The organism is Rhizobium zaerense (assembly GCF_051810725.1).
Taxonomy (GTDB): Bacteria; Pseudomonadota; Alphaproteobacteria; order Rhizobiales; family Rhizobiaceae; genus Rhizobium; species Rhizobium leguminosarum_I.
This window is the reverse complement of the sequence record NZ_JBPWQY020000004.1, coordinates 244,931-260,392: the sequence shown is the minus strand read 5'-3', so window position 1 is coordinate 260,392 and position 15,462 is coordinate 244,931. Positions and strand designations below refer to the sequence as shown.

14 protein-coding genes are annotated in these 15,462 nt (G+C 60.0%); 9 read left to right on the top strand and 5 right to left on the bottom strand.

Features of this window, described 5'->3' with window-relative positions; translation table 11 throughout:
- Nucleotides 1-84 precede the first annotated feature (84 nt).
- The 7 genes from ACS4RR_RS29175 (at nt 85) to ACS4RR_RS29145 (ending at nt 7,834) form a co-directional block, all read left to right on the top strand.
- The gene (locus ACS4RR_RS29175; protein ID WP_222385887.1) at nt 85-1,047 is read left to right on the top strand and encodes a type 2 periplasmic-binding domain-containing protein; all 963 of its coding nucleotides are present in this window, start codon (nt 85-87) and stop codon (nt 1,045-1,047) included.
- Between the two features lie 71 nt (nt 1,048-1,118).
- Nucleotides 1,119-2,009, top strand: a complete 891-nt coding sequence (locus ACS4RR_RS29170; protein ID WP_222385888.1) for an ABC transporter substrate-binding protein — start codon at nt 1,119-1,121, stop codon at nt 2,007-2,009.
- On the top strand, nt 2,006-2,935 hold the full coding sequence (locus tag ACS4RR_RS29165; RefSeq protein ID WP_222385889.1) for an amino acid ABC transporter permease: 930 nt from the start codon (nt 2,006-2,008) through the stop codon (nt 2,933-2,935). Before ACS4RR_RS29170 ends, ACS4RR_RS29165 begins: the two co-directional genes overlap by 4 nt.
- Nucleotides 2,932-3,711 carry an amino acid ABC transporter ATP-binding protein gene (locus ACS4RR_RS29160; protein WP_222385890.1) on the top strand — a complete coding sequence of 260 codons (780 nt, stop codon included), beginning with the start codon at nt 2,932-2,934 and terminating at the stop codon, nt 3,709-3,711. The genes ACS4RR_RS29165 and ACS4RR_RS29160 overlap by 4 nt, the downstream gene beginning before the upstream one ends.
- Before the next feature lie 71 nt (nt 3,712-3,782).
- Entirely contained in the window at nt 3,783-4,973 is a 1,191-nt protein-coding gene (locus tag ACS4RR_RS29155; protein ID WP_222385891.1) for a M20 aminoacylase family protein, read from the top strand.
- A 117-nt stretch (nt 4,974-5,090) separates the two neighbouring features.
- Nucleotides 5,091-5,570: an MEKHLA domain-containing protein gene (locus ACS4RR_RS29150; RefSeq protein WP_260111405.1), complete on the top strand. Its 480-nt coding sequence runs from the start codon at nt 5,091-5,093 to the stop codon at nt 5,568-5,570.
- Nucleotides 5,571-5,719: 149 nt separating this feature from the next.
- Nucleotides 5,720-7,834 carry a carboxy terminal-processing peptidase gene (locus ACS4RR_RS29145; protein WP_222385893.1) on the top strand — a complete coding sequence of 705 codons (2,115 nt, stop codon included), beginning with the start codon at nt 5,720-5,722 and terminating at the stop codon, nt 7,832-7,834.
- A gap of 105 nt (nt 7,835-7,939) precedes the next feature.
- On the opposite strand, the gene ACS4RR_RS29140 is transcribed toward ACS4RR_RS29145, so the two are convergent.
- From ACS4RR_RS29140 to ACS4RR_RS29120, 5 genes are read right to left on the bottom strand one after another with little or no spacing between them, the layout of a single operon-like run.
- A complete protein-coding gene (locus ACS4RR_RS29140) occupies nt 7,940-8,902 on the bottom strand; it encodes an ABC transporter ATP-binding protein (RefSeq protein ID WP_222385894.1) in 963 nt (320 codons plus the stop codon).
- Nucleotides 8,899-9,870, bottom strand: a complete 972-nt coding sequence (locus ACS4RR_RS29135) for an ABC transporter ATP-binding protein (protein WP_222385895.1) — start codon at nt 9,868-9,870, stop codon at nt 8,899-8,901. Before ACS4RR_RS29135 ends, ACS4RR_RS29140 begins: the two co-directional genes overlap by 4 nt.
- Nucleotides 9,870-10,787 carry an ABC transporter permease gene (locus ACS4RR_RS29130; RefSeq protein ID WP_260111406.1) on the bottom strand — a complete coding sequence of 306 codons (918 nt, stop codon included), beginning with the start codon at nt 10,785-10,787 and terminating at the stop codon, nt 9,870-9,872. The genes ACS4RR_RS29135 and ACS4RR_RS29130 overlap by 1 nt, the downstream gene beginning before the upstream one ends.
- Nucleotides 10,784-11,704 (bottom strand): ABC transporter permease, encoded by a 921-nt coding sequence (locus tag ACS4RR_RS29125; protein WP_017967673.1) that lies wholly within the window; start codon nt 11,702-11,704, stop codon nt 10,784-10,786. The genes ACS4RR_RS29130 and ACS4RR_RS29125 overlap by 4 nt, the downstream gene beginning before the upstream one ends.
- A 40-nt stretch (nt 11,705-11,744) precedes the next feature.
- The gene (locus tag ACS4RR_RS29120) at nt 11,745-13,265 is read right to left on the bottom strand and encodes an ABC transporter substrate-binding protein (protein WP_170259487.1); all 1,521 of its coding nucleotides are present in this window, start codon (nt 13,263-13,265) and stop codon (nt 11,745-11,747) included.
- Between the two features lie 214 nt (nt 13,266-13,479).
- Here ACS4RR_RS29120 and ACS4RR_RS29115 point away from each other — a divergent pair, with 214 nt between their 5' ends.
- Nucleotides 13,480-14,265, top strand: a complete 786-nt coding sequence (locus ACS4RR_RS29115; protein WP_222385897.1) for an IclR family transcriptional regulator — start codon at nt 13,480-13,482, stop codon at nt 14,263-14,265.
- A gap of 70 nt (nt 14,266-14,335) precedes the next feature.
- On the top strand, nt 14,336-15,058 hold the full coding sequence (locus ACS4RR_RS29110) for a ribonuclease activity regulator RraA (protein ID WP_017967670.1): 723 nt from the start codon (nt 14,336-14,338) through the stop codon (nt 15,056-15,058).
- Nucleotides 15,059-15,462: the final 404 nt, after the last annotated feature.

Here is a 15,462-nt window from a genome sequence, read left to right as displayed (position 1 = left end):
GTTCAATAACGTAATAACATTTGTACTCTCTACTTTGAACATTTAATTTGCCCCTCGTCGAGCCATTTCAGCGAGTTTTTTTGCATGCCTCTGCCGCTTCGCATCGCCCTGAGAGATTGGGATTACATGACACCGCTCGTGCTCGGTGACGTCAGTTCGTCCCGTCTCGATATCAAAGTGGATCGGGTGGGCACGCTGGTGTCCAGCCTCGCTGATGATGAGGCGCATGACGCCGCGGAAATGTCCTTCAGCCGCTATTCGCAGATGCGTCATGATGGCGATGATCGGGTTCTGGGCATGCCGAACTTCATCATGCGCGGCTTCCGTCATCGCTGCATCATCACCGCCAAGGGCAGTCCGCTCCGTACGCTGTCCGATCTGGCCGGCAAGAACATCGGCGTGACCGGCTGGCGCGATTCCGGAAATACCTGGACCCGCGCTGCGTTGCGCCGGGAGGGCGTCGGCGTCGAGGATGCGATGTGGTATGCCGGACGCCTGACCGAGGCTCATCCGATCGTGGATCGGCTCGATGGTTTCGGACGGCCCGGCCGCATCGAGGCTGCCCCCGGCGAACGTCCCATGGTCGATCTCTTGCTGGATGGCGGGCTCGATGCCGTGTTCACGCCTTTCATGCCGAAGGGTTTCTTCGACCAGGAATCGCCTCTGCGTCAGCTGCTGGATGATTTCCGCGCCGCCGAAGTCGCTTACCTCAATGAGGTTGGTTATATCCCGGGCATGCATCTGATCGGCTTCAAGGCTGATATCGTCAAGGAGCATCCTTGGATCATGGATGAACTCAGCGAGTTGATCGACGAGTCACAGCGTCTGTGGCTGGAAAAGCGCGAGAAATATGCCGACACCACGCCCTGGATGATCGACGAACTGCGCCGCTGCGCGGCCGACCTGCCGCCAAGCTGGAACGTCAGCGGGCTTGCAGCGAACGAGGCAATGATCGCCGATTTTGCCGAGGAACTTTACGAACAGAAGGTCATGCCGCGCCTTTTGACGCCCGCCGAGCTGTTTCCGTGGCACGCCAAGGCCCAGTGAACCATGCCCGGTGAAGCTCTTCAGGTCTCATCGTTGAATCACCATTTCGTAAACCAAAAAAGGGGAATGACATGCATTCGAAACTGATCGCTTCCGCCACCCTGCTGGGTCTGATGATGACGACGTTGGTCTTCGCTGAGGAAACCGCCGTACCAAAGCAGATCGTCAATGACGCGCTTCGGGCCCGCCTGCCGGAGAAGATCCGCACCGACGGCAAGATGATTTCCGTCAACAATGGTTCCTTTCCTCCCTATGAGATCGTCACCGGCACGAAATTGAGCGGTGCCAGCGCCGACCTGACTGATGCGATCGGCCAGATGCTCGGCGTCGAGATCGAGCATGAAACCGTCAGCGGACTGACCGCATTGCTCGCCGGCATCAATTCCGGCCGTTACCAGTTCGCCTTCGGTCCGATCGGTGACTTCAAGACCCGTGAGGAGGCTAATGATTTCGTCGATTGGGTTCAGGAGTTCGTGGTCTTCTCCGTTCAGAAAGGCAATCCGAAGGCCATCGGCTCGCTCGACAGCGCCTGCGGCAACCGCATCGCCGTCATGGCTGGCGGCTCCGCCGAAAAAGTGATCCAGGCCCAAGTCGAAAAGTGCAAGGCAAACGGCAAGCCTGCGCCCGAAGTGCAATCCTACACCGACCAGCCGAGCTCGATCCTGGCGGTCCGCTCCAAACGCGCCGATGCCTTCTTCTCCTCGCAGGCACCGTTGACCTATTTCGTGTCTCAGGCAAACGGCCAGCTGGAACTGAGCGGCGTCGGCCAGAAGAATGGCTTCGACGATCTCTATCAGGGCGCCGTCGTGCCGAAAGGCTCGCCGCTCGGCCCCGTTCTGCTCGACTCGATCAAGGCGTTGATGGATAACGGCGCCTACGCCGCCATCATGAAGAAGTGGGGTCTTGAGAACAACATGATCAAGCAGCCCGGCCTCAATCTTGGTGGAGCCCTGCCGAAATGAACAATAACCGCACGACTGCCGCACCGCCGCATGGCGGTGCGGACTTCCGGGATGTTGCCCACGCCCACAAGCCCTTTCAAACGGTCCGGCTCCTCCTGTGGGTGATCGTGCTCCTGATTGCCGCAAACTTCCTGTGGATCGTCGCCCATAATGAGAATTTCGGCTGGCCTGTTGTCGCGGCCTATTTCTTCGATCCGACTGTCATCAGTGGCCTTTACGTCAGCCTGGGCCTGACGATGGTTGCGATGGCCATCGGCATCGTGCTCGGCCTCGGACTGGCAATCGCCCGGCTGTCGAATGACCGGCTCGCACGTTCGCTGGCATCGCTGTTCATCTGGTTTTTCCGCGGCACGCCGCTCCTGGTGCAGTTGATCTTCTGGTACAATCTCTCGACCCTTTTCCCCGAACTTTCGATCGCCATTCCGTTCGGTCCGACGCTCGCAAGTTGGGAGACCAATTCGGTGATCACGCCGATGACAGCGGCAATCGTCGGCCTGGCCTTGAACGAAGCGGCCTACATGGCCGAAATCATTCGCGGCGGCCTGCTCTCGGTCGATCGCGGCCAGTTCGAGACGGCGGAAGCCTTCGGCATGACCAAGGCGAGGGCGCTGTGGCGGATCATCATTCCACAGGCGATGCGCTCGATCGTACCGCCGACCGGCAACCAGCTGATCAGCATGATCAAGGCAACGTCGCTCGTCAGCGTCATCGCCATGGCCGATCTGCTCTATTCCGTTCAGTCGATCTACAATCGCACCTTCGAGATCGTACCGATGCTGCTTGTCGCAGTCCTCTGGTACTTGCTTATCACCTCGATCCTCAATCTCGGCCAGAGCTATATCGAGGCCTATTACGGCCGCAGCGAACGGCGCAATAGTGTCGCTGCCGCAAAGCCCGAGGCCGTTGTCCAGGAGGCAAACCATTGATCGCCGCCGAGACCGCAAAACCTCTCGTCAGAGCCCGCAACGTCCACAAATCCTTCGACCAGCTCGAAGTGCTGAAGGGGATCGACCTTGACGTCATGCCGGGTGAAGTCGTCGTGGTGCTCGGCCCGTCCGGGTCGGGAAAGTCTACCTTCCTGCGCTGCATCAACCACCTCGAAGCGATCAATAAGGGGTTCATCGAAGTCGATGGCGAACAGATCGGTTATCGCCTCCGCAAGGACCGGCTGGAAAAGCTGTCGAGCAATGGGATCGCCCACCAGCGGCGCAAGATCGGCATGGTGTTCCAACAGTTCAACCTCTATCCGCATATGACGGTGCTGCAGAACATTATCGAGGCCCCGGTCGGCGTTCACGGAGAAAGCCGCAAGGCCGCGACCGAGAACGCCATGCGGCTTCTGGAACGGGTGGGGCTGTCGGAAAAGGCGGGCAGTTATCCCCGCCAGCTCTCCGGAGGTCAGCAGCAGCGCGTCGCCATCGCCCGTGCCTTGGCGATCAAGCCCAAGCTGATGCTGTTCGATGAGCCGACCTCGGCGCTCGACCCTGAACTCGTCGGCGAAGTTCTTTCCACCATGCGTGATCTGGCCAAGCAGGGCCTGACCATGATCGTCGTGACCCACGAGATCGGCTTCGCCCGCGAAGCGGCCGATCGTGTGGTGTTCATGGATGGCGGCAATGTCGTCGAAATGGGCAAGCCCGAGGATGTCATCGGCGATCCGCAACATCCCCGAACTCAGGCGTTTCTCGCCCGTTTTCTCTGACTGGTGTCAGCTTGCTGCTTCGACCCCCGGGCCGGAGCAATGGTTCTTTTCGATCAAGACTGGATGTTTTCATGCCCACGCTAGACAATGCCTATGCCCGCCTCTCCGATTTCGAAGCCACGGAGGCGGAGCTGAGGGCGACCCGTCACTACCTGCATGCCCATCCGGAACTCTCTTTCGAAGAGGCGGAGACGGCGCGTTACGTCGCCGAAAAGCTGGAAGGATGGGGTTATCAAGTGACCCGCAATGTCGGCGGTCACGGCGTTGTCGCCCGGCTCAGCGCCGGCAGGGGTGGCAAAGGCATCGCCATCCGCGCCGATATGGATGCACTGCCGATCATCGAGGAAACCGGACTACCCTATGCCAGCAGCACTCCCGGCAAGATGCATGCCTGCGGCCATGACGGCCACACGACCGTGCTGCTCGGCGCGGCCGAGTATCTCGCCCGCACCCGTCGCTTCAGCGGCACGGTGACGCTGATCTTCCAGCCGGCGGAAGAGGCGGGCAAGAATAGCGGCGCCCAGGCGATGATCGCCGACGGACTGTTCGAGCGGTTTCCGTTCGACGCAATCTTTGGCCTCCACAACCACCCCGGCGCTCCCGAAGGCACCATCCTGCTGCGATCCGGCCCGATGATGGCGGCATCGGATACCGTCGAGATGACTATCAAGGGCAAAGGCGGTCATGCCTCACGGCCGCACCTGACCATCGATCCCGTGGTCGTGGCCTGCAACCTGGTCGTCTCGCTACAGACGATCATCTCGCGCAACCTCGATCCGACCCAGACGGCGGTCATCACCGTCGGCACCATCCATGCCGGCGATGCCGTCAACGTCATTCCGGAATATGCCAAGCTCGCATTGAGCGTGCGCTCCTTCGAGCCCCGCATTCGCGATCTCCTGCAGGAGCGCATCACCAAGCTCGCCCGCTCTGTGGCCGAGGGTCACGATGCTGTGATCGAGATCGACTACGATCGCGGCAATCCTGTGGTCGTCAACTCGCGTGCCGAGACGGATTTCGCCCGGATCGTGGCGGCGGAACTGGTCGGCGAAGACAAGGTCGCGACTTGCCCGCTCATCCCCGGCAGCGAGGATTTCGCACACTTTCTCGAGCACAAGCCGGGCAGTTTCCTGCGTCTCGGCAACGGTATGAATTCCGCCATCCTGCATAGCCCCAAATATGACTTCGCCGATGCCAGCCTGACGGTTGGCGCGGCCATGTGGGCAAGGCTTACGGAACGCTACCTCCAGGACGACGACTGAAGTCTTGGTCGCCCTGCTTTACAGCGTCGCATTTGAAGCTTGCATTTTCTGCAGCGCAAAAGGATTTTGTAGGCCCTTGAAGTGAGGATCTCTCGCCGCAATTCCAGGATGCGCAGGATGATTGCCGATTATAACGACGCCGGACTCGACTTGTCTTACGATCTCGAATTTTACGCACTGATGGCGGAAAGCTTCGAACGAAGTGTGGGACGCCGTCTGGCGCCGGAAGGCGAGGGTGCTGAATGGCTCTACGACCAGTCGCCGGCAGTTGTCCTTGCCCACAACACAGACGCCGATCCGCGCTTTATCTACGCAAACCGCGCGGCCCAGGCCTGTTTTGAATATTCATGGGACGAGTTCATCACTTTGCCATCCCGTCTGTCGGCGGAGGCGCCCGATCGCGCCGAACGTGAGAGCTTGTTGAACGCCGTAACAACGAATGGCTTTATCGCCGACTATCGCGGACTTCGCATCGCCAAGTCAGGGCGGCGTTTCTACATCGAGAAAGCCGTCGTCTGGAATCTCGTCGACCGCAACGGATGCCGTCGCGGTCAAGCTGCGACATTCGATTCCTGGCGGGAAGTCCAGGCTGATTGAGCGCCGGCTCCGGAGACGCCGATCACGCGCTGGGTATGTTTCCGCGGCTTTGCAAACTATGTCGTTTGCCACTTGGTTGCCAAAAAACCATGATTGCGTCACATAGATCGCATATCGACACTCGGCATTAAGAATTGGATCAACGCTGAATGCGCATAGCCTACGTTTTCCTTGGTGCATTTCTCGCAATTGCACAGTCCGCATATGCTGAAGTCGCATCACCGCCTGTTTTGGCGCCGCTGAAGCGACAGGCACAAGCCGCAGAGTTGAGCGCACAATTTCTTTCGCGGTATAGCTACAAGCCCGTTCCACTTGACGACGCCCTGTCGGCCAGGATCATGGATGCGTTCATCAAGTCACTTGATCCGGACCGCATGCTATTCCTGCAGACTGATATCGACAGGTTCATGGCTGACCGCAGCGAGATCGACGATGCGATAGAACGGAAGGACTTGAAGATCCCATTTAGGATTTTCAACGCCTATGAACAGCGCGTTGTCGACCGCATGAACTACGCGCGCGGCCTGCTCAAGCAGGGCTTCGATTTCAGTGCGCAGGAAAATTATTCGGTGCTGCGCGATAAAGCGCCGTGGCCACAGTCGGAAGCCGAGAGCAATGAGCTCTGGCGCAAGCGTGTCAAGAGCGACTGGTTGCGGCTGAAGCTGGGCGGCAAAACCGATGCGGCTATTCGCGAAACGCTCGACAAACGTTATGAAAACACGCTCGAGCGCGCTTACAAGTTTAAAAGCGACGACGTTTTCCAGTCGTTCATGGACGCCTATTCAAACTCGATCGATCCGCACACCGACTATTTCGGCGCGGCCGCTTCAGCCGACTTCAATGTCTCGATGAAGCTTTCGCTGTTTGGTATCGGTGCTGTACTGCAGGAACGCGACGACTACACGACGATCCGTGAACTCGTGCCTGGCGGGCCGGCGCAACTGTCCGGCAAGCTCGCGGTCGGAGACCGCATTACCGGCGTTGGTCAAGGCAAGGATGGGGCGATCAAAGAAGTGGTGGGCACGCGCCTTGATGAAGTCGTGCAGATGATACGAGGGAAAAAAGACTCCGTCGTGCGGCTGGACATCCTGCCGGCAGATGCCGGAGCAGATGGCACGCATCGGGTCATCAGCCTGGTCCGCGATAAAATCAGTCTCGACAAGCAGGCCGCCAGGAAGACTGTGCTGTCCGTTAAGGCGGGCGACGCGACGCGTAAAATCGGGATCATCACTCTGCCGGTATTTTATGAGGACTTCGACGCCAAGGGCAAAGGGGACCAGGATTACAAAAGTGCAAGCCGCGATGTCGCCAAGCTTCTCGACGAACTGAAGCAAGAAAAGGTCGACAGCGTGCTCATCGACCTGCGTAACAATGGCGGCGGTTCATTGGACGAGGCGATTGATTTGACCGGTCTGTTCATCGGCAGTGGCCCGGTCGTTCAGCAACGTGGCAGCAATGGCAAGATCGAGGTCAAAAGCGCTGAGTTTGCAGCGCCTGTCTGGACGGGCCCGATGGGTGTCCTGATCAATCGCGGCTCGGCCTCGGCTTCGGAGATTTTTGCCGCGGCAATCCAGGATTATGGTCGCGGCGTGATCGTCGGCGAACCCAGTTTCGGGAAAGGCACCGTTCAAACGGTCGTCGATCTTGACCAGATTGTTCGCAACAGCAAACCCGAGTTCGGGGAGCTGAAAGTGACAATTGCCCAGTTTTTCCGGGTCAACGGTGGTACGACGCAGTTGCACGGCGTGACGCCAGATATCAGTCTGCCAGGACTTTCCGATCCGACAAGTTTCGGCGAGACCAGCTATGACAATGCCCTGCCGTGGGCTGAGATCAAGCCCGCGAACTACACGCCCGCCGATACAATCACGACGTTGCTGCCGACATTGAAAAGCCGCCATGATGCGCGGGTTGAGAGCAATCCGGACTTCCAACGCCTGCTAAAAGACATTGCCGACCTCAAGGCGCAGCGCGAGAAAGGAATTGTTTCCCTCAATGAGGCCGAACGCCGCAAAGAAGCGGCTGCTCGCGAGAAACGGTTTAAGGATCGAGCGGAAGCAGGGGATGGCGAGGATCTTGGAGATGATGGCCTGGAGGCTGGCGAGCGCAGCCTAAGTGCTGATATTGCCATTGAAAATGCTCGCAAGAATGCAAAAGACGTCTTGCTGGACGAGACCGTCGCCATTCTTGCCGACGAGGCGGGTCTGCAGGAAGGCGTGCTAAGGGCAGCCACGAAAGAACCGGGAAACACGAACGGAAAATAATCGTCGTTGACCGGCGCAACGGTGCGCGCAGCTTTGCGATCACCTTGGCATAATGGGCCTGGGTTCAGCTCCCTTCAAGGCGAGGGAACTCATGCAGTGTCCGAATCAGGCGGGGTGATGACAGGCGGTCAGAAGACCAGGGGCCGCCGTTCGCGCGGTCAGGGCAGGTTCCTGTTCTGCGCAGATCGACGTCGCTTTCCAGCAACGCGTTCGAAAACGGCATCCGCTGGGCGGATTGGCGGGGCTCGGCAGATCGCCCTGCAGAACGATGCGCTTGCGCTGCGCGCGACGCCTCGGATCGGGTGTCGGGACCGCCGACATCAGGGCCTGCGTGTAGGGATGAGCCGCCGCGCTGAAGATCGATTGCTTCGGCCCCGTTTCGATGATCTTGCCGAGATACATGACCATCACACGATCCGAGACATGCCGCACGACGGCGAGATCATGCGCGACGAACAGCATCGCCAGATTGCGCTCGCGCCTCAATCCGGCCAGCAGGTTGATCACCTGCGCCTGGACCGAGACGTCGAGGGCCGAGACAGGCTCGTCGCAGACAAGAAGTGTCGGATTAAGCGCGAGAGCGCGGGCAATGCCAAGGCGCTGCCGCTGGCCGCCTGAAAATTCAGAGGGATAACGGTCCGCATGCTCGGCGCGCAGCCCGACGGATTCGAGCAGCTTGACCGTCTCTTCACGCCAGTTGCTCTTGGGCACGACCCCCGGCTGCAACGCCCAGGGTTCGGAAATCAGCCGATCGACCCGCATGCGGGGATTGAGCGACTGGTAGGGGTCCTGGAAAACGACCTGCATCTTGCGGCGCAATTCATGCAGCCGCCGGCCACTGGCTGTCGTAATGTCCACACCGTCAAGCAAAGCGCTGCCGCTTGTCGCCGGTCCAAGCTTCAAGAGCGTCCGAACCAGCGAGGTTTTGCCGCAACCACTTTCGCCGACGAGGCCGAGCGTCTCTCCCTTGGCAATCTCGAAGCTGACATCGTCGACGGCACGCACCGGCGCCGAGGCGCTGCCGAAGTGCCGGGAGAGGTTTTGGACCTTGAGCAGAGGTTCGATCATACTGGTGATACCGGGAAGTGGCAGGCGGCCTGGCGGCCCGACCCTACGGTTTCAAGAGAGGGGACGACCTCGGCACAGAGCCCTTCGGCGCGTGGACAGCGCGTTCTGAATGCGCAGCCGGAAGGCAGGGCGACAGGATTGGGTGCGGAGCCGGGGATCGGCACCAATTCGTCTTCATCCGTGTCCATGCGCGGCTGCGAGGCAAGCAATCCAACGCTGTAAGGATGGCGGGCATCTTCGAACAGTTCGAAGACGCTTGCGGTCTCCACGACGCGGCCGGCATACATGACGGCGACGCGATCGGCGAGTTCGGCGACGACGCCGAGATCATGGGTGATGAAGATCATGCCGGCATCGCTGCGTTTGCGGATCGTCTCCAAAAGATCGACCACCTGCGCCTGGATCGTGACGTCGAGCGCCGTCGTCGGCTCGTCTGCGATGATGACATCCGGTTCCAGTGCCACGGCCATGGCGATCATGATGCGTTGGCGCATGCCGCCCGAAAACTCATGCGGATATTGCCTGGCACGGCTTTCAGGGTCGGGAATGCCGATGGCCGTCAGAAGGTCGATCACGGCTTTTTCGACACCACCTTTCGGAGTGCGGCCGTGGATGCGGAACATTTCTGCGATCTGCCAGCCCACGGAGTAGACCGGGTTGAGCGCTGCGAGCGCATCCTGAAAGATCAGGGCGATCCGATCGCCGCAGAGATCGCGCCGCTCGTTTCGCGAGAGCTGCAACAGCTCGACACCGTCGAATCGAATCGATCCTTGATTGATTTCGCCCGGCGGGTTGGGAACGAGATCCATGATGGCCGATGCGGTCACCGACTTGCCGGAGCCGCTCTCGCCGAGAAGCGCCAGGACCTCTCCACGCTCGAGCGAAAAGGAAACGCCGTTGAGCGCCAGAATGCGGCCCGCGGCCGTATCGAAACTGACCTGCAAGTCCTTGACTTCGAGAAGAGCCATCAGCGCCTCCGGCTGACAAGACGCCAGTGCTGCGACGGGTCATTGACGATCCGGAACCAGTTGGCGAGGAGATTGAAGGACATGGTCGTGAGCATCACAGCCAGACCGGGGAAAAAGCCCAGCCACCAGGCGGATGACAGATATCCCTGGCCTTGCGCCACCATCAGACCCCAGCTCACGGCAGGCGGCTGGATGCCGAGACCGAGATAGCTCAGCCCGGATTCGAACAGCATGACCACGGCGAGATTGACCGAGGCGAGCGTCAGCATCGTGGGAGCGACGCTTGGGAGAATGTGATTGCGCAATATCCAGACAGGCCCGCCGCCGAAGACGCGCGCCGCATCAACGAAAAGCCTCTCCCGGACTTCCAGAGTTTCGGCTCTTGCGACGCGGATATAGGCAGGCGTGCGGGTAACGGCGAGCACGATGATCAGGTTGCCGACGCTCGGACCGAACAGGTAGAGCCCGAAGAGCGCCACCAGCAGCGTGGGGAAACCCAGGATGATGTCGCATATCCGCATAACAAGGTTGCCGATGATGCCACCGAAGTAACCCGCGATCACGCCGAGCAGCGTTCCGCCGATCAGGCTCGTCAGAACGGTCACAAGCGCTATGCCGATGGTCGTCGATGCCGCCTGCATGAGGCGAACGAGGAGCGGGCGCCCAAGGGCGTCGGCGCCCAGCCACAACGTCCAGGACTGGCCGAAATCGAAGGGCGGCAGGTTGCGCGCCTTCAGCGAAATGCGGTTTCCGCCTAGCAGCGACGATGCATCCGCAAGGATGGCAAGGACGACGATCAGCAGCCAGATTATCGCAGCGATCGCCATCGGGTCACCCGCGAGCGCGCGCACGAACCACAAGATGCGACGGCTTCGGCGCTCGCCGGCAGGGAGGACGTCGACGGACGTGCTGGTCATTCGACCCTCACGCGCGGATCGATCGATGCATAGAGCATGTCGACCAGAATGTTGATGAAGAAGATGACGACGGCGACCGCGAAGATCGATGCCTGGACGATCGCGAAATCGCGCTTCAGGATGCCGTCGATCAGCAGCTTGCCGATGCCGGGAAACCCGAAAACAACCTCGACGACGCCACCGCCACCGGCGAACTGGGCGGCGAGGTCTCCGGTCACCGTCACCGCGGGCAGGAGGGCATTGCGCAACGCATGCACGAAGGTCACCCGGCCGCCGCGCGCGCCCTTGGCCCGCGCAGTCCGGACAAATGTCGCGTTCAGTGCTTCGATCATCGAGCCGCGGACGATCTGCACCAGCGTCCCGAACGGTCTGGCAAAAAGACAGGCAACCGGCAGGATCCAATAGATCGGACCGCCGAAACCCGATGTCGGCAGAATGCGCAAGGTGACGGCAAACAGCAGGACGCCCATCAGCCCGAGCCAGAAATCCGGCACGCTGGCCGCTGCCTGCGACAGCACGTTAATAGCCCGGTCGATCCAGCCGCCGGCGTTCACAGCGGCAATCGATCCAATGATGACGGCAGCGATAAAGGCCAGGGTCAAGGCAATGGCGCCGAGCGCCAGTGTATTCGGCAACGCCTCAAGGACAACATCCATGGCCGGGCGGTTGTGCCAAAGCGACGTGCCGAAATCGAGGCTCAGCATGTCCCCGGCCCAATCGAGGAATTGCCACGGGAGGGAACGATCGAGGCCGAGACGGACGCGCATGGCTTCGCGGGCCGCATCCGAGGCATCGACGGGCAGGTAGAGATTGACGGGATCGCCCGTCAACCGCACCAGGAAGAAGGCGGATGTCATCAATGCTGCAAGCGCGAGTGCCGCAAAGGCCGCACGTCTCAGGAAGTAGGTGAAGGACATCCGCTCTCCTCAAGGGACGTTCGGCGACCAGTCCGGGCGGTCAGCGATAGCTGATCGATTTAAGCTTGATCTCGTTGCCGGCCTGCACATCGGGCGTATAGGTGACGTTCTCGGCGACGCGGGCAATCGTGACCATGTGGAAGAGCGGGACGATATTGATCGCATCGACGGCGATGTAGCTGAACGCGTCCTCGAACAGTTTCTCGCGTTCGTCGCCGGTTGCCTTCGACGCGTTGGCAATCATCGCGTCGAGTTTGGCATCGGCGATGGTCGACTGGTTGCCGTCGGTGGTAAAACGGTTCGGCAGTGTAAATACGGCATCGCCTTCGGTGTTGTCGATCTGCGTCTGCAGGATCGACGGCTGACGTTCCTTGTCCCAAGGTTTCAGCAGCTTCTTCAGCCACGGGCTCGTTTCAAGCATTTCGAGCCGGGCATTGAAGCCGGCATCCGCGAGCATCGCCTGAATGGCTTCCAGGCTTTCGGACGAATTGGGATAGATGCCGATGCGGCCGTAGATGACGATTTCCTTGTCGACCGGCACGCCATCGGCTTTCGCCGCGGCGAGCAGGGACTTCGCTTTTTCGGGATCATACGTCCAGACGGGGATGTCGGGATTGAAGCCGAAGACGGACGGCGGCACCGCCTGCATCGCCTTTTGGGCATCCTGGTGGAAGATGGTGCCGACAAGGCCGTCCCGGTCGATCGCAAGATTAAGGGCTTCACGCACGCGTTGGTCGTTGAGCGGCGGAATTTCCGCGTCGATCCTCAGCAGCGAGGTTTCGGCGTTGGGGAAGGCATGATCCCGTTCCGTCGTGCCGTCCTGGGGCGCTATTTCATAGGCGATCTGCGCTTCCCCAGTGGCGACCATCGCCGCGCGAACAGCGGATTCGGCGCGCCAGATGATGGTTGCGTTCTTGATCGCCGGCTTGTCGCCCCAATAGGCGTCATAGGCCACGAGGTCGACCGATTGCCCGGGCGTCCACGCTGCAAGCTTGTAAGGTCCGGTTCCGGCCGGGGAGCGCGACTTGCCGTCGTTCGGGGTCGCCGGCGAACCGATGTCCACGGCGGACATCTTGTTCGGCAGGATCGGCTCGACGATATCCGTTTTGATGAGGAGGGTGGTCGGGCTCACCGCTTCTGCATTGAACTTGACGCCCTTCAACGTCGCAAGTCCGACTTCGCAGGCCAGTGCCGGATCCTGCGCCCGCTTGAGAGCGGCAACGACGGCATTGGCATCGAAGGCCTTGCCGTCGTGGAAGGTGACGTCGTCGCGAAGCTTGAATTCCCAGGTCAGTTCGTCCACTTGCCGCCAGCTGGTGGCAAGGCTCGGGACGACCGATCCGTCGGCCGGACTCAGGTTGACGAGCGCTTCGGTGATGTTGTTGTGCAGAATGCGAGAATTGCCCGAAAGGTCGGTATCACAGGGATCGAGCGATTTCGGTTCGTCGGTCACCACCACCGTCAGCTTATCCGAGGCAGCGTCGGCGCGAATTGCGCTGGCCGGAGCCAGCAGAAATGCCAACCCCATGCTCAGCGCGCCAATACCCTTCATCTTCTTCATGAAATCCCTCCTCCAGATCCAAACGAGCGGCATCCCGTCCATCGCGGTGCCGTCTTGTGAAAACCATGCGGTTGCGCACCGCCTGAGCGGGCATCCAAATGGCTTTACTTCCTCCGCCAAGCGCGTAGTGTCAAATGTGACACTCACGCCACTGAGCATGCCCGCTCGGTCCGGCGAAGTCAATATCGCAATTCTCATTTGGAATTCAAAGTTCATGATTGAACCCAAACATGGATCACCCGTCGTCGAAAAGACCGCCCACCTGCTTGAGGCCGTTGCCGATGCGAAGACGGGAATTTCCCTGGCCGCGCTGGTTGATCAGCTTGGAGTTCCGCGTTCGACCGTCTATCGGATCCTCAATTCATTGGCAGCGCATGGGCTTGTAGCGCGGGTGAATGGTGGAGCGTCCTATGAACTGGGGCCAAAATTCGTCGAGCTTGCGCGGCGCATCTCGCCCGGCGCCGACAGGGCAACGGTAATCGAGGCGGCAAGGCCGATCCTGACGGCTGCGGCTGACCGCATTTTCGAATCCTTCCGGCTGGCCGCCCCCGAAGGCAACGAGATGACGACGATATTTGCAGCCTGCAGTCCCGGCGATTATTCGCTTTTCATCAAGGTCGGCAGCCGCTCGCGTAAACATGTCGGCGCCGCCGGCAAGCTCGCCCTTGCCTATTCGGACTACGGTGACATCGAGGCCTATTGCAGCGGCGGGCTGGAGTCGAAGACGCCATACACGATCACCGATCCGGAGGCGCTGAAGGAGGCACTCGTTGAAATTCGGCGCAATGGCTGCGCCGAGGACAATCAGGAATCCAACCTTGGCCTCCGGGCCTTTGCCGCCCCCGTCTTCGATTCCGAAGGTCGACTCGTCGCGACGATCAGCGTCCCGTTCATTGGTGAAGCGACGCCGGACAGGGCGCGCGCAATCAAGCGCGAGGTTGTGGAGGGTGCCGCCATCTTGACAAAGGCGATCGATGGCAAGCAGCCTTTGTCCAAATAAGAAATATAAAATTCGTTATTGAACTATCTTCTCGTTATGCTAGAGCTTCAACCGGACAATGGAGGTTCTCATGACGGCTTTGGACCCATCAGTTTACGCAAAGCTTTTGCGGACGAATTCTGCAAGTCTCAGCACTCTGTTGCTGAAGCGTGGCCTGAAGAATACCGCGGTTCGCGGCGTGCGGCCGCTGGCGAACGCCGGCAGGCCGATGATCGGCCCAGCGGTCACTGTACGCTATATCCCCGCACGGGAAGATATCGACGGTTCGACTTATAGTTCGGATCCATCCAATCAACAACGCAAGGCCATCGACACGATCCCCGACGGCCATGTCCTCGTCTTCGATTGCCGCTCCTTGGCGGAAGTCGCCGGCATCGGCGCCATGCTCGCCCGTCGTCTCGTCTATCGTGGCGCCGCCGGTCTCGTGCTCGACGGCGGCGTCCGCGATACGGCCGATGTCGCGCAGCTGGGGCTCCCGACTTACTGCATGGGACCGGCTGCGCCGGCGAACCTGGTTGCCCACCATGCCTCAGACATGAATCAGCCAATCGCCTGCGGCGGCGTCGCCGTTTATCCCGATGACATCATCTTTGGCGACAGCGAAGCGGTGATCGTTATTCCGCGGGAATATGTCGATGACATTGCCGAAGAAGCTGTCGCGATGGAGGAGCAGGAAGAGTTTCTCAAGCTGGAAATCGAGTCAGGCAAATCGACCTTAGGCGTATACCCGCCAAACCAGCAGACCCTAGAGCGTTATGAGGCCTGGCGCCAAGCGCGTCAAATGACGGCATGACAGCATTGCTTCAAAGCATTGTCTAAGGCTGTCGTCTGCTCACAGATTAACCCGTGCGTTCGTTCTTTTGAAACGCGCTCCGGTGCTGCCGACATTGCAAAGCCGCCGCGGGATATTAGGGAATGAGCGCCATCAACTAGCGTTGCTGCTTGACGCTCCATACACGCCACTTCACAATTACTGGGTCGAAGGTGAGTCGGACAGACTGTACCGTTTTTCGCATCCGTTGCTCATCTCAGAGGGAGGCGTCAGCAGGGTTGCTTGGTCCGTGCCCCGACCGACACCGGTTGATCGCAAATGGGATCGAGATTGATTGAGTTCGAACTCGCAGCCGCTCCTATTTGCTTGTGAGGTCGCGCCGTGGATAAAGTGCCATCAGCAGTCGATCCTCGTCGCGAAAGTTC

Excerpts from the sequence above, each read along its gene's own strand:
- ACS4RR_RS29145 (WP_222385893.1), top strand. The coding sequence starts at position 5,720 with ATGCGCATAGCCTACGTTTTCCTTGGTGCATTTCTCGCAATTGCACAG.
- ACS4RR_RS29125 (WP_017967673.1), bottom strand. The coding sequence starts at position 11,704 with ATGTCCTTCACCTACTTCCTGAGACGTGCGGCCTTTGCGGCACTCGCG.
- ACS4RR_RS29155 (WP_222385891.1), top strand. The coding sequence starts at position 3,783 with ATGCCCACGCTAGACAATGCCTATGCCCGCCTCTCCGATTTCGAAGCC.
- ACS4RR_RS29170 (WP_222385888.1), top strand. The coding sequence starts at position 1,119 with ATGCATTCGAAACTGATCGCTTCCGCCACCCTGCTGGGTCTGATGATG.
- ACS4RR_RS29165 (WP_222385889.1), top strand. The coding sequence starts at position 2,006 with ATGAACAATAACCGCACGACTGCCGCACCGCCGCATGGCGGTGCGGAC.
- ACS4RR_RS29110 (WP_017967670.1), top strand. The coding sequence starts at position 14,336 with ATGACGGCTTTGGACCCATCAGTTTACGCAAAGCTTTTGCGGACGAAT.
- ACS4RR_RS29120 (WP_170259487.1), bottom strand. The coding sequence starts at position 13,265 with ATGAAGAAGATGAAGGGTATTGGCGCGCTGAGCATGGGGTTGGCATTT.
- ACS4RR_RS29140 (WP_222385894.1), bottom strand. The coding sequence starts at position 8,902 with ATGATCGAACCTCTGCTCAAGGTCCAAAACCTCTCCCGGCACTTCGGC.
- ACS4RR_RS29135 (WP_222385895.1), bottom strand. The coding sequence starts at position 9,870 with ATGGCTCTTCTCGAAGTCAAGGACTTGCAGGTCAGTTTCGATACGGCC.
- ACS4RR_RS29115 (WP_222385897.1), top strand. The coding sequence starts at position 13,480 with ATGATTGAACCCAAACATGGATCACCCGTCGTCGAAAAGACCGCCCAC.
- ACS4RR_RS29175 (WP_222385887.1), top strand. The coding sequence starts at position 85 with ATGCCTCTGCCGCTTCGCATCGCCCTGAGAGATTGGGATTACATGACA.
- ACS4RR_RS29130 (WP_260111406.1), bottom strand. The coding sequence starts at position 10,787 with ATGACCAGCACGTCCGTCGACGTCCTCCCTGCCGGCGAGCGCCGAAGC.
- ACS4RR_RS29150 (WP_260111405.1), top strand. The coding sequence starts at position 5,091 with ATGATTGCCGATTATAACGACGCCGGACTCGACTTGTCTTACGATCTC.